The sequence below is a fragment of the Lipingzhangella halophila genome, assembly GCF_014203805.1.
In the GTDB taxonomy this organism is placed as follows: domain Bacteria; phylum Actinomycetota; class Actinomycetes; order Streptosporangiales; family Streptosporangiaceae; genus Lipingzhangella; species Lipingzhangella halophila.
In genome coordinates this window covers 4,551,250-4,563,908 of sequence record NZ_JACHJT010000001.1, presented here as the reverse complement: position 1 = coordinate 4,563,908, position 12,659 = coordinate 4,551,250, and the positions used below count along the sequence as shown (strand labels likewise).

12 protein-coding genes are annotated in these 12,659 nt (G+C 68.9%); 10 read left to right on the top strand and 2 right to left on the bottom strand.

Annotated features, from left to right (window positions below; genetic code table 11):
• Nucleotides 1-18: 18 nt before the first annotated feature.
• Nucleotides 19-519, bottom strand: coding sequence for a ferritin-like domain-containing protein (locus F4561_RS20900; protein WP_184581058.1), 501 nt, complete (start codon nt 517-519; stop codon nt 19-21).
• On the bottom strand, nt 516-1,019 hold the full coding sequence (locus F4561_RS20895; RefSeq protein WP_184581057.1) for a ferritin family protein: 504 nt from the start codon (nt 1,017-1,019) through the stop codon (nt 516-518). The genes F4561_RS20900 and F4561_RS20895 overlap by 4 nt, the downstream gene beginning before the upstream one ends.
• Nucleotides 1,020-1,329: 310 nt before the next feature.
• Between F4561_RS20895 and rimP the strand changes: the two genes are divergently transcribed.
• From rimP to F4561_RS20845, 10 genes are all read left to right on the top strand, one after another.
• Complete coding sequence (rimP, locus tag F4561_RS20890) at nt 1,330-1,812, top strand: ribosome maturation factor RimP (protein WP_184581056.1); 483 nt, start codon at nt 1,330-1,332, stop codon at nt 1,810-1,812.
• Nucleotides 1,813-1,837: 25 nt separating this feature from the next.
• Nucleotides 1,838-2,881 (top strand): transcription termination factor NusA, encoded by a 1,044-nt coding sequence (gene nusA / locus F4561_RS20885; protein ID WP_221446168.1) that lies wholly within the window; start codon nt 1,838-1,840, stop codon nt 2,879-2,881.
• Nucleotides 2,865-3,176, top strand: a complete 312-nt coding sequence (locus F4561_RS20880; RefSeq protein WP_312885410.1) for a YlxR family protein — start codon at nt 2,865-2,867, stop codon at nt 3,174-3,176. Before nusA ends, F4561_RS20880 begins: the two co-directional genes overlap by 17 nt.
• A gap of 217 nt (nt 3,177-3,393) precedes the next feature.
• Entirely contained in the window at nt 3,394-6,480 is a 3,087-nt protein-coding gene (infB, locus tag F4561_RS20875) for a translation initiation factor IF-2 (RefSeq protein WP_184581053.1), read from the top strand.
• Nucleotides 6,481-6,607: 127 nt separating this feature from the next.
• Nucleotides 6,608-6,904 carry a DUF503 domain-containing protein gene (locus F4561_RS20870; RefSeq protein ID WP_184581052.1) on the top strand — a complete coding sequence of 99 codons (297 nt, stop codon included), beginning with the start codon at nt 6,608-6,610 and terminating at the stop codon, nt 6,902-6,904.
• 4 nt (nt 6,905-6,908) lie between these two features.
• Nucleotides 6,909-7,349, top strand: coding sequence for a 30S ribosome-binding factor RbfA (rbfA, locus tag F4561_RS20865; RefSeq protein ID WP_184581051.1), 441 nt, complete (start codon nt 6,909-6,911; stop codon nt 7,347-7,349).
• An 80-nt stretch (nt 7,350-7,429) separates the two neighbouring features.
• A complete protein-coding gene (gene truB / locus F4561_RS20860; RefSeq protein WP_184581050.1) occupies nt 7,430-8,317 on the top strand; it encodes a tRNA pseudouridine(55) synthase TruB in 888 nt (295 codons plus the stop codon).
• A gap of 98 nt (nt 8,318-8,415) precedes the next feature.
• A complete protein-coding gene (locus F4561_RS20855) occupies nt 8,416-9,372 on the top strand; it encodes a bifunctional riboflavin kinase/FAD synthetase (RefSeq protein ID WP_184581049.1) in 957 nt (318 codons plus the stop codon).
• 264 nt (nt 9,373-9,636) lie between these two features.
• Nucleotides 9,637-9,906, top strand: a complete 270-nt coding sequence (gene rpsO / locus F4561_RS20850) for a 30S ribosomal protein S15 (RefSeq protein WP_184581048.1) — start codon at nt 9,637-9,639, stop codon at nt 9,904-9,906.
• Between the two features lie 381 nt (nt 9,907-10,287).
• On the top strand, nt 10,288-12,600 hold the full coding sequence (locus F4561_RS20845; protein WP_184581047.1) for a polyribonucleotide nucleotidyltransferase: 2,313 nt from the start codon (nt 10,288-10,290) through the stop codon (nt 12,598-12,600).
• Nucleotides 12,601-12,659 lie beyond the last annotated feature (59 nt).

The window sequence follows — 12,659 nt, the reverse complement described above, 5'->3', positions numbered from 1 at the left end:
CTCGGGAAGCGCGGCGGATCAGTCTCCGGCTACGTCCTCGGGAGCGGAGCCGCCGGACCCGTCCGGGAAGCCCGGCAGGTCGACCAGTTCGGCGCCCCACGTCAGGCCGCGGACCGTGGCTTCCTGCAGGGAGCGCGCGGCCAGGTCGCGCAGTGAGACGTCGTTGGCGGCGGCGAGCCGCAGGTACCCGTGCGTGGTGCGTTCCTCCAGCTCCGTGGCGAACGTGTCGAGCGTGTCCTGGTCGGTGGCGTCCGGCAGCGCGTATGCGCTCTTCGAGGCCGCCGGGTCTACGCTGAGCCGCACCAGTTCGCTGCGGAGCGTGTCGCGCTTCGTCCGATGCGCGTCCAGGCACGTGTAGCTCCGCTCGCGGTCCTTGCCCGCGCAGTGCGCCCCGATGAACCCGTAGCCGTACACGGCGGCGTGCTCGGCGCGCAGTGCGTTCTGCAGCGCCTCAGCGTCGGTGGGTTCGTCCTCGGATGGGCTGCCGTCGGGACTCTCGCCGGGGCTGTCCGCGCTCAAGCTTCCTCCTTGAGTAGATGGGCGTGAGCGGTCTCGCAGGCCCCGACGGAGGCGATGAGCTGCGCCAGGCCGGGGTCGGTGAGCTTGGCAAGCTGCCGGGGGCGCTCTCCGGCCGCGCTCTGCTCGACCACGCGCAGCGCCGAGACTGCCGGAGGGTCGGGATCACTCGGTGCGCTGGCGCTGGGTGAGGGCGAGTTCTCCGGGGCCCACGGCTCGTCGGGACCGTGATCGGGCAGCCGCTCGCGCAGCGCCGCAATGTGCTGCCGGTGGCGGCCGAGCAGTTCTTCCAAGAGGTCCGTGGGGCCCTCACCCTTCTCCAGGGCAGCCTCATAGCGGGCGATCGTCCGCTTCTTCCCGGCGATGACGGAGCGCAGGACGTACTCGTCCGGGCTGATTTCACTGGGGTACCACCGGGATCCCTGGCAACCGCTCGTGCCCGCTACGGTGAGTGCCGCGAGCGCGCCCGTGAGGACCGAACGGCGGCTGAGGGCGTCTCGCACGTGCGCCAATCCTGCCTCCCGAACGTGGTGGAACCGGATGCTCCGCCCTGTGGCGACCAAGACCGGCATCGCGGACGCGTCCCAGAGTATTTTTCCACGGAGATGGGGCGATTCAGACTTAGGTGCGAGTCGCGGAATTGGGCGGTTCTGGCGCGCGAGGCGACGTAGGATGCCTGGGCAACCGTGGAATGTGGATACTCTTGAAATCAAGTCGCCGTCATGGTGACGCGTGGAAGTCCTATATGCAGAGCTGGACCGCCCCGCCGAGCGAAGACAAGTCGCGGGCGGAATTCGCCGAGGAGGATCTCTGATGGGCGCGGAGGCTCGTCATGCCCGTCTCGTCGAGCTGATCGGGCCGGTGCTGGCCGAGGCCGGACTGGACCTGGAGGCCCTCGAGGTCACCCCGGCCGGCAAGCGCCGCCTGGTACGTGTCGTGGTGGACTCCGACGATGGTGTCGATCTGGACTCTGTCGGGGAGGTGAGCCAACGGATCTCCACTACGCTCGACACGTCCGATGCCATGGGCAAATCCCCCTATGTCCTCGAAGTGACGTCGCCGGGCGTGGATCGGCCGCTCACCGAACCCCGGCACTGGTGGCGGTCGCGCGGGCGCCTGGTGCTCGTGCAGCTCGCCGCCGGCGGTGAGACGCGAGGTCGGGTGATGGACGCTGACGAGTCCGGCGTGACCCTTGAAACGGACGGTCAGGTTCACACATACAAGTACTCTGACCTGGGGCGTGGCAAGGTCCAGGTGGAATTTCGGCGCGACGGCGACTCGGGCGCGGCGGACTAGAGGGGGAGCCCCGGTGGATATCGATATGAGTGTCCTGCGCAGCTTGGAGCGCGAGAAGGACATCTCCGTTGACCTGGTCGTGAAGGCGATCGAGGACGCTTTGCTGATCGCCTATCACCGTCAAGAGGGGGCGCAGATCTCGGCGCGGGTCGAGCTGAACCGCTCCACCGGACACGTTGTCGTGTGGGCAGCCGAGACCGACGACGAGGGCAACGTGTTGCGCGAGTACGACGCCACCCCCGCCGGTTTCGGGCGCATCGCGACGTCCACCGCGAAGCAGGTCATCCTGCAGCGGCTGCGCGATGCCGAGGACGAACTGACACTGGGCGAGTACGCCGGGCGCGAGTCGGAGATCGTGTCCGGCCTGATCCAGCAGGGCAAGGACCCGCGGAACGTGCTCGTGGACCTGGGCAAGATCGAGGCCATCCTTCCGCCGCAGGAGCAGGTGCCCGGCGAGATGTACGGCCACGGGGAGCGGATCCGGGCCTACGTCGTGCAGGTGCGCAAGGGCCACCGCGGTCCGTCCGTGACACTCTCGCGTACCCATCCCAACCTGGTGCGCAAGCTGTTCGAACTGGAGGTCCCGGAGATCGCCGACGGCACCGTCGAGATCGCGGCGATCGCGCGCGAGGCCGGGCACCGCACCAAGATGGCGGTCCGGTCGAACAAGGCCGGGGTGAACGCCAAGGGGGCGTGCATCGGTCCACTGGGCAGCCGGGTCCGCAACGTCATGGCGGAGCTGAACGGCGAGAAGATCGACATCGTCGACTACTCCGATGATCCGGCCGTCTTCGTCGGCAACGCGCTGTCCCCCGCGCGGGTCAGCGACGTCGAGGTGCTCGACGCCGCGGGCAAGGTCGCGCGGGTCATCGTGCCCGATTACCAGCAGTCGCTGGCGATCGGCAAGGAAGGGCAGAACGCGCGGCTGGCCGCCCGGCTCACCGGATGGCGGATCGACATCCGCTCGGATGCCGACCCCGCCGACGAGCCCATCAACCCGTTCACCGGCGCGCCGCCGGAGGGCGGCACCGATCACGCTACGGGTCCGACGGATGCGCCAGCGCGTTAGAATGGATTCCGGTGGACGGCCGTCCCCCGTTCGTACGTGCGTAGGGTGCCGGTCGCGGGCAGCTCAGTCCGACCTGTTGCGGCTGGTCGTCGACGGTGTCATGGTGGTTCCGGACCCCGCGCGGCGGCTGCCGGGCCGGGGCGCCTACCTGCACCCCAACCATCGGTGCTGGGAGCAGGCCGAGCGGCGCAAGGTCTGGAAGCGGGCTTTCAGGTCGGCGGAGGGCTTCGACACCTCCCAGGTCGCCGCCCACATCGCCGCCCCGCACGTTGGTGTCGGTGGTGGGTCCAGATAGGGTTGGAATGATCACGCCGCCCATCCGGTTGTACTAACCGTGGTCGGTGGGTCTTGCTGTGTCGGCATGTCCGACGCGACCTGACCCATTGTTGTGTAGCGACGAGGAAGCGGGTCGAGATTGCGATGAGCGCTCGATGAGTACGCAGCGATGAGTACGTCAAGTTAGCGACGGTCCGGCACAGACCCCATGTCCCGGACCGAGGTAGAGGAGAGCAGTGGCGAAGGTCCGGGTATACGAACTCGCTAAGGAGTTCGGCGTAGAGAGCAAGGTCGTTCTGGCCAAGCTCAACGAAATGGGCGAATTTGTGCGGTCGGCGTCCTCGACGATCGAGGCGCCTGTCGTCCGCCGACTCAAGGAAGCGTTCAACAGCGGCAATGGAAACGGCTCCGCCCAGCCTAAGGCGGATAAGGCGGAGCAGAAGAGCGGTGAGCAGCACAAGTCCCGCTCGGAAGAGCAGAAGAAGCAACCCCGCGCCGAGCCCGCACCTCCCGCGGAGACTTCCGCGCCCGCCGCGGAGACTGTAGAGGAGAAGCCGGCCAGCGGCGAGTCCGGGGACGGCGAGGCGTCCGCGCCCGCGTCTCCCAAGCCCGGCCCGAAGCCGGCTCCGGCGCGTCCCAACACTCCCACGGGCGAGACGCCCAAGCCGGGACCTCGTCCCGCCGCGCCGAAGCCCGGCCCGTCGGGTCCCAAGTCCGGTGGAGGGCGTTCCGGCGGCGAGCGCGGTCCGGGGCGTTCCGAGGGCGGCGGAAAGGGCGCGCGCTCGACCGGCCCGCGCCCGGGCAACAACCCGTTCGCGTCGACAGCCACCGGAATGGGTTCCAAGCCGGCACCGCGTCCCGGGCCCAAGCCCGGTCCGCAGAGTGGCCAGGACGGGCAGGATGGCCAGGGCGGTACACGCTCCGGCGGCGGTGAGCGCGGCGGCGAACGCGGCGGTGGCGAGCGCGGCGGTGGCGAGCGCGGTGGTGGCACCGGCGAGCGCGGCGGCCAGCGTTCGCAGGCGCCCCGACCGCAGGCACCCCGCCAGGGCGGTGGCCCGCGCCAGGGAGGCCAGTCCGCCGGTGGCGGACCGCGTCCCGCTCCGGCGAGTGCCGGCCCGCGTCCCGGCGGTCCGCGCCCCAGCCCGATGAACATGCCGTCCTCGCGCCCGACCACCGGTGGTGGCGGTGAGCGTGGCGGCCGCGGAGCTGGCGGTGCTGGCGCTGGAGGCGGTCGCGGTGGCGGCGGTGGCCGTCCCGCTGGCGCCGGTGCTGGCGCCGGCCGCGGCGCTCCGGCTGGTACCGGTCAGCGTCCGGGCGGAGCCGGAGGCGGCGGTGCTCCGCGTCCCGGCGGTCCCGGTGGCCGTCCCGGCAGTGGCGGCCGAGGCCGCGGCGGCGGTACAGCGGGTGCGTTCGGACGTCCTGGTGGCCGTCCGGGCCGCGCGCGCAAGTCGAAGAAGCAGCGGCGTCAAGAGTTCAACGACATGCAGGCGCCGTCGTTCGGCGGCGTCAAGATCCCGAGCGGGAACAACCAGACGATCCGGTTGTCGCGGGGCGCGTCCCTGTCCGACTTCGGGGACAAGATCGGCGTCAACCCGGCCTCGCTGGTCCAGGTGATGATGCACCTGGGCGAGATGGCGACCGCCACCCAGTCGCTGCCCGACGAGACGTTGCAGTTGCTCGGCGACGAGCTCAAGTACAAGGTCGAGGTCGTCAGTCCCGAGGACGAGGACCGGGAGCTGCTGGAGTCGTTCTCGATCGAGTTCGGCGAGGACTCCGGTTCCGAGCAGGACCTGCGTCCGCGTCCGCCGGTCGTGACCGTCATGGGCCACGTCGACCACGGCAAGACCAAGCTGCTGGACTCCATCCGGAACAGCAACGTGGTCAGCGGCGAGGCCGGCGGCATCACCCAGCACATCGGCGCCTACCAGGTCGGCACCGTTGTCGATGAGGAAGACCGCAAGATCACCTTTATCGACACCCCGGGCCACGAGGCGTTCACCGCCATGCGTGCCCGCGGTGCGCAGGCAACCGACATCGCGGTCCTGGTGGTCGCCGCCGACGACGGCGTGAAGCCGCAGACGGCGGAGGCCATCGACCACGCCAAGGCGGCCGAGGTTCCGATCGTGGTGGCGCTCAACAAGATCGACGTCGAGGGTGCCGACCCGCAGCGGGTCCGGGCGCAGCTCACCGAGTACGGCGTGGTCGCCGAGGCGCTCGGCGGTGACGTCCAGGTGGTCGAGATCTCCGCGCTCAGGGGGGAGAACCTCGACGGCCTCCTGGAGGCCGTGGTCCTCACCTCCGACGCCGCTCTGGATCTGCGCGCGAACCCCGACATGGACGCGCAGGGGCTGGCGATCGAGGCCTACCTCGACCGCGGCCGCGGCTCCATGGCGACCGTCCTGGTGCAGCGCGGTCTGCTCCGCGTGGGCGACTCGATCGTCTGCGGCGACGCCTACGGCCGCGTGCGCGCCATGCTCGACGAGCACGGCAAGAACGTGCAGGAGGCTGAGCCGTCCCGGCCCGTCCAGGTACTCGGTCTGACCAACGTGCCCAGCGCGGGCGACAGCTTCCTGGTCGTCAAGGACGACCGGGTGGCGCGCCAGATCGCCCAGCAGCGCGAGGCGCGCGAGCGGTTCGCCCAGCAGGCGAAGTCCAGCCGCCGGGTCACTCTGGACAACTGGCAGCGGACCCTTGAGGAAGGGGAGCGCAACGAGCTGCTCCTGCTCATCAAGGGTGACATGTCCGGCTCCGTCGAGGCGCTGGAGGAGTCCCTGCAGAAGATCGACGCCGGCGGCGACGAGGTCGGAATCCGCGTCATCGGCCGCGGTGTCGGCGCGATCACGCAGAACGACATCAACCTCGCCGCCTCCGCCGACGCGATCATCGTGGGCTTCAACGTTCGGCCCGAGGGCAAGAACAGCCAGCTCGCCGATCGCATGGGCGTCGACATCCGCTACTACTCGGTGATCTACCAGGCGATCGACGAGGTCGAGGCCGCGGTCAAGGGTCTCCTCAAGCCCATCTACGAGGAGGTCCAACTCGGCTCCGCGGAGATCCGCGAGGTCTTCAAGGTGCCCAAGATCGGCAACGTCGCCGGTTCGATCGTGCGCACCGGCATCATCCGGCGGAACGCCAAGGCACGGCTCATCCGCGAGGGTGTTGTCATCTCGGAGAACCTCAACGTCGAGTCGCTGCGCCGGTTCAAGGACGACGCTACTGAGGTCCGCGACGGCTACGAGTGCGGTATCGGGCTCGGGTACAACGACCTCCGTGTCGGCGATGTGATCGAGACGTACGAGATGCGCGAGAAGCCGCGTGACTGACACGCGGTAAGCATCGCCTCCGGACCCCGGCCTACCGGCCGGGGTCCGGTTGGTCGTATCGTGCCGTTCGATCGCGGCACCGCTGGGTAGCCAGTACATTCAGGTAACGCGGAGCCGGGGTGAGTGCGTGTTCGTTGGTGCCTTGACGCTCGATGTACTGCTCGGGGATGTCCGGTCTCTGAAGCAGAAGCGTTCGGTCGTCCGGCCCATCGTGGCCGAGCTGCAGCGCAAGTTCGCGGTGTCCGTCGCTGAGACGGGCGACCAGGATCTCTACCGGCGGTGTGAGATCGGTGTCGCGGTCGTCGCCTCAACAGCGGCACACTGCACCCAGGTGCTCGACAACTGCGAGCGCCTGGTCGCCGGCCGCCCCGAGATCGAACTGCTCTCGGCGCGGCACCGGCTATTCGGTCGAGAGGAAGAGTAGGACCATGGTTGACGCCGCACGCGCGCGCAAGCTCGCGGACCGGATCCAGAAGATCGTGGCTCAGATGCTGGAGCTCCGGATCAAAGATCCGCGCCTGGGGTTCGTGACCGTGACCGATGCGCGCCTCACCAACGACCTGCGCGATGCCACGGTCTACTACACGGTGTTCGGCACCGACGACGAGAAGGCGGGAACGGCCGCGGCGCTGGAGAGCGCCAAGGGCGTCATCCGGACCGAGGTCGGCAGGCAGACCGGGCTACGGCACACGCCGAGCCTGACCTTTGAGCGCGACGAGGTGCCGCAGAACGCTGCGCACATCGAAGAGCTGCTGGCCAAGGCCCGCGACCTGGACGCCGAGGTGGCGCGGAGCGCCGCCACGGCGCAGCCCGCAGGCGAGCCCGACCCCTACCGGCAGCCCCGCGAGCGCGACGAGGAGGACGGTTAGGGAGTGCCTGTTTGGCTCGCTGGCGCTATCCCTCATCGGCCGAGCACGGTCCCGCCCAACCACGCTAGGAACGCCACCCCATGACCGGTAACGGTGTCGTCATTGTCGACAAACCCGCGGACTGGACGTCGCACGACGTCGTCGCGCGGACCCGCCGCCTGGCGGGCACGCGCAAGGTCGGGCATGCCGGCACCCTCGACCCCATGGCCACCGGGGTGCTCGTCCTCGGTGTTGGTAAGGGCACCAAGCTGCTCGGTCACCTCACGCTCACCGAGAAGGTCTACGAGGCCACCATCCGGCTGGGCGCGACCACGACCACCGACGACGCCGAAGGTGAGCCCGTGGCGCAGAGCGGGGCCGCCGAGGTGGCCGACGAGGCGGTTCACCGCGGTGTCCAGGCGCTGACCGGTACTATTGACCAGGTTCCGCCGCAGGTCAGCGCGATCAAGGTGGACGGGAAGCGGGCGTACAAGTCGGCTCGGGCCGGCACGGAGGTGGAGCTCGCGGCCCGGCGGGCCACCATCTCGGAGTTCACGGTGCACGAGCTTCGGCGGGTCACCGCCGACAACGGCGTGTTCGTCGATTTCGACGCCAGGATCACCTGCTCCAGCGGCACCTACGTCCGGGCGCTCGCGCGTGACCTGGGCGCCGCGCTGGGCACCGGGGGGCATCTGACGGCGCTGCGCCGGACCCGTGTCGGTCCCTACGACCTGGGGCAGTCCGCCACCCTCGAACGGCTCGCGGAGGAGTTCACTCTGGTTCCGCTCGCGGAGGCGGTGGCCGCAGCGTTCCCGGCCCGCGTCCTCAGCGCCGACGAGGCCCGCAAGGTCACGCACGGCAACCGGATCTCGCCCGATGACCTGGGGGCGGGGCCCGTCGGTCTGTACGCACCGGACGGCACCGTTGTGGCGCTCGCGGAGCAGGCTCCCGGTTACCGGAAGCCGATCGTGGTGTTCGAAGCGGCCTGAGCGCCGTGGCCGGGAGCGAGCCGGTTCGGCGGAGGTGGCACCCTGGGGGCCGGGAAGCATTGGCCCGTCCGGGATCCGTTCGAGGGGAGCTGTTCGACGTGCGGAGCTGGCGGGGACTGGCGGATATTCCAGACGACTGGGGCCGGTCCGTGGTGACCATAGGGGTCTTCGACGGTGTGCACCGCGGCCACCAGAGCATCCTGAGCCGCGCCAGCGAGCGTGCCCGTGAGCTGGGCTTGCCAGTGGTGGCCGTGACCTTCGACCCGCACCCCGATTCCGTGGTCCGCGGGCTGCCGCATCCCGCGGTCCTCACACCGCAGGCGCGCAAGGCGCACTTGCTGGCGGAGCACGGGGCCGACGCGGTGTGCGTGCTTCCGTTCACTCCGGAGCTGGCGGCGTTGTCCGCTGAGGAGTTCGTTCGGCGTGTCCTGGTGGACCGGCTTCGCGCGGCCGCTGTGGTCGTGGGGGAGAACTTCCGGTTCGGCCACAAGGCTGCGGGCGACATCGGTGTGCTGCAGACGCTGGGGGAGAAATACGATTTCGCCGCCGACGGCGTGCGGCTGGTCTCTGATCCGGGCACCGAGACCATCACTTCCACACTGATCCGAAGGCTCCTCGAAAACTGGCAGGTTGAGCAGGCACGGCACTGCCTCGGCCGCCCGCACCGCGTCGAGGGCCGGGTCGTCCACGGCGCGGCTCGGGGACGGGAGCTGCTGGGGTTCCCCACTGCCAACCTTGAGTGCGCGCCTGACACGGCGATTCCGGCTGATGGGGTGTATGCGGGATGGTTGCTGCGTGTCGAGCCGCGTGCTGGTGAGGAGTCCTCGTGGCCAGCGGCGGTCTCGGTGGGGACCAACCCCACGTTCGAGGGAAGCGCGCGCAGCGTCGAAGCCTACGCACTGGACCGCGATGACCTGGATCTCTACGGGGAGTCGCTCGGCGTGGAGTTCGCGTCCAACATTCGCCCCATGGTGCGTTTCGACAGTGTGGCGGAGCTGATCGAGGCGATGCAGAACGACGTGGAGCGGGCGCGCGAGCTGTTGTCCGGCGCCTGAGGCGGGCGGCATCGGTTCGGTGACCTCGTTTGTTGCGGTAGACTGCGAAGCGTTCCCCCCGCCGCTGTGCGTGCCGGTACCACTGCGAAAGCTGAGCACCAGCGATCGGGTGTGGCATCCCGCCCATCGCTCGCGGGTGGAGGGGTACTCGGACCCCACATCGAGGTGACTGTACGTACGCATGGTCACCTGCCCCGCGCCGTCCCCATCGGGGATGTTGTGCGGTGGCTCGACGAGAACCGCGTACCGACAAGAAGGAGAGCCGTGTCGATCGACACCGCCACCAAGGAAAAGATCATTGCCGATTTCGCCATCGAAGAGGGCGACACCGGCTCACCGGACGTTCAGGTAGCGCTGCTCACGCACCGGATCACCCAGTTGACCGAGCACCTGAAGACGCATAAGCACGACCATCACAGCCGGCGTGGCCTGCTGCTGATGGTGGGCCGCCGCAAGCGGCTGCTGAAGTACATCGCCAAGAAGGACATCACCCGCTACCGCACCCTCATCGAACGTCTTGGGCTGCGCCGTTAGCCGAGGTGACGCAAGGGAGTGGCGCACGCCACTCCCTTTCTTAGTAGTGTGTAGACACTATGGTGCTGTGGCCAGGGGTACCGCCCACGGTGGTCAGTGTGTCTACAGTAAGAAAAAACAACAACTTCACTTCAGAAGACTTCCCGCGTCATCCGCCCTTGGCACTCGCGTCGGGGCCGGTCCTCGGTAGTGGTCTTCGGCCCGCCCCGTTTTCGGGATGTGCCGGAGGCTTCGATCGATGGCCGGCAGTCAGGGACCTGTGAGCGCGATATCGGGGGAGACCCCGTCCCGCTCGGATGGCCGAGACGATATCTCGACGAGCACTTTCTCCGGGGTACGAGCGCGGGACCTTCGAGTATCCGACCGTACAGGAGGTCGCCCATGGAGGGCGCGTATTCCGCCGAAGCAGTAATCGACAATGGTCGCTTCGGCACCCGGACCATCCGCTTCGAGACCGGCCGGCTGGCCCAGCTGGCCGCTGGCTCCGCTGTCGCCTACCTTGACGACGAGACGATGGTGCTGTCGGCCACGACGGCGTCGAAGCGGCCCAAGGAGAACCTCGACTTCTTCCCGCTGACGGTGGACGTCGAGGAGCGTATGTACGCCGCCGGGCGCATCCCCGGCTCGTTCTTCCGCCGCGAGGGCCGTCCGTCCGAGGACGCCATCCTCACCTGCCGGCTCATCGACCGGCCGCTGCGGCCGTCCTTCCAGGACGGCCTGCGTAACGAGATCCAGATCGTCGAGTCGATCATGGCGCTGCACCCCGACCACCTCTACGACGTGGTCGCGATCAACGCGGCGTCGATGTCCACGCAGATCGCCGGGCTCCCGTTCTCCGGGCCGATCGGTGGCGTGCGCGTGGCGCTGATCGAGGGGCAGTGGGTCGCCTTCCCCACGCACAGCGAACTGGAGAACGGCACGTTCGACATGGTCGTCGCCGGCCGGGTGCTCGACGACGGCGATGTCGCGATCATGATGGTCGAGGCCGAGTCCACCCCGAACACGCTGAAGCTCGTGTCCGACGGTGCGGTCGGCCCCAACGAGCAGACCGTGGCCGAGGGGCTCGAAGCGGCGAAACCGTTCATCAAGGTGCTCTGCAAGGCCCAGCAGGCGCTGGCCGACCAGTCCGCCAAGGAGACCGGTGAGTTCCCCGTTTTCCTGGACTACGCGAACGACGTCTACCAGGCGGTCGACGGCGCCGTGCGCTCGGAGCTCGCCCAGGCTCTGACCATCGCCGACAAGCACGACCGCGAGGTCGAGCTCGACCGGGTCAAGGCGCTGGCCGCGGAGAAGCTGCTGGAGGACTTCGAGGGGCGCGAGCGCGAGATCAGCGCGGCGTTCAGGTCCCTGACCAAGCAGTTGATGCGGGAGCGCGTACTGCGCGACCATGTCCGCATCGACGGCCGCGGTCCCAAGGACATCCGCCAGCTCAGCGCCGAGGTCGGGGTGGTGCCGCGGGTGCACGGCTCGGCGCTGTTCGAGCGCGGCGAGACCCAGATCCTGGGCATCAGCACGTTGAACATGCTGCGCATGGAGCAGACGGTCGACACTCTTAACCCGGAGAAGACCAAGCGCTACATGCACAACTACAACTTCCCGCCGTACTCCACGGGCGAGACCGGACGTGTCGGCTCGCCCAAGCGGCGCGAGATCGGCCACGGCGCGTTGGCCGAGCGGGCCCTCCTGCCGGTGCTGCCGTCGCGCGAGGAGTTCCCGTACGCGATCCGGCAGGTCTCCGAGGCCGTCGGGTCCAACGGGTCCACCTCCATGGGGTCGGTCTGCGCCTCGACGATGTCGCTCATGTCCGCGGGTGTCCCGCTCAAGGAGATGGTCTCCGGCATCGCCATGGGCCTGATCAGCGACGGTGACGAGTACGTGACGCTGACCGACATCCTCGGCGCCGAGGACGCGTTCGGCGACATGGACTTCAAGGTCGCCGGCACCCGCGAGCTCATCACCGCGTTGCAGCTCGATACCAAGCTCGACGGCATCCCCGCCGGACAGCTCTCCGCCGCGCTGCAGCAGGCCCGTGGCGCCCGGTTGGCCATCCTGGACATCATGCAGGAGGCCATCCAGCGTCCGGCCGAGATGAGCCCGCACGCGCCGCGCATCCTCACGGTCCGCGTGCCGGTCGACAAGATCGGCGAGGTCATCGGCCCCAAGGGGAAGATGATCAACTCGATCCAGGACGAGACCGGCGCCGACATCACGATCGAGGACGACGGCACCATCTACATCGGTGCCACCGACGGCCCGTCCGCCGAGGCCGCGCGGGACACGATCAACGGCATCGCCAACCCGACCATGCCCGAGGTCGGCGACCGCTACCTCGGTACGGTCGTGAAGACCACAGCGTTCGGCGCGTTCGTCTCGCTGCTGCCCGGCAAGGACGGTCTGCTGCACATTTCGCAGATCCGCAAGCTGCACGGTGGGAAGCGGATCGAGAACCTGGACGACGTCATCTCCATCGGCGAGAAGATCCAGGTGGAGATCCGCGAGATCGATGACCGCGGCAAGCTGTCGCTGGTTCCGGTCGAGGTCGTCGAGTCCGAGGCCGAGTCCGAGGCCGAGTCCGAGGCGGAGTCCAATGGTGCGGACGCCAAGGAGGAGGCGACCGAGGAGTCGGGCGCCGAGAGCGAGGGTGGCGATCGCCGCCGGCGCCGCACCCGCGGTGCGCGGAGTGAGAACACCTAGCACAAGCCGCACGCTGTAGTGAGACTGTGGGGTGGTCGCGCAATGGCGCTGCCACCCCA

What these genes read in the sequence shown, in the direction of transcription:
- F4561_RS20845 (WP_184581047.1), top strand. Translation starts at nt 10,288, where the DNA reads ATGGAGGGCGCGTATTCCGCCGAAGCAGTAATCGACAATGGTCGCTTC.
- nusA (WP_221446168.1), top strand. Translation starts at nt 1,838, where the DNA reads ATGAGTGTCCTGCGCAGCTTGGAGCGCGAGAAGGACATCTCCGTTGAC.
- F4561_RS20880 (WP_312885410.1), top strand. Translation starts at nt 2,865, where the DNA reads ATGCGCCAGCGCGTTAGAATGGATTCCGGTGGACGGCCGTCCCCCGTT.
- rimP (WP_184581056.1), top strand. Translation starts at nt 1,330, where the DNA reads ATGGGCGCGGAGGCTCGTCATGCCCGTCTCGTCGAGCTGATCGGGCCG.
- rbfA (WP_184581051.1), top strand. Translation starts at nt 6,909, where the DNA reads ATGGTTGACGCCGCACGCGCGCGCAAGCTCGCGGACCGGATCCAGAAG.
- truB (WP_184581050.1), top strand. Translation starts at nt 7,430, where the DNA reads ATGACCGGTAACGGTGTCGTCATTGTCGACAAACCCGCGGACTGGACG.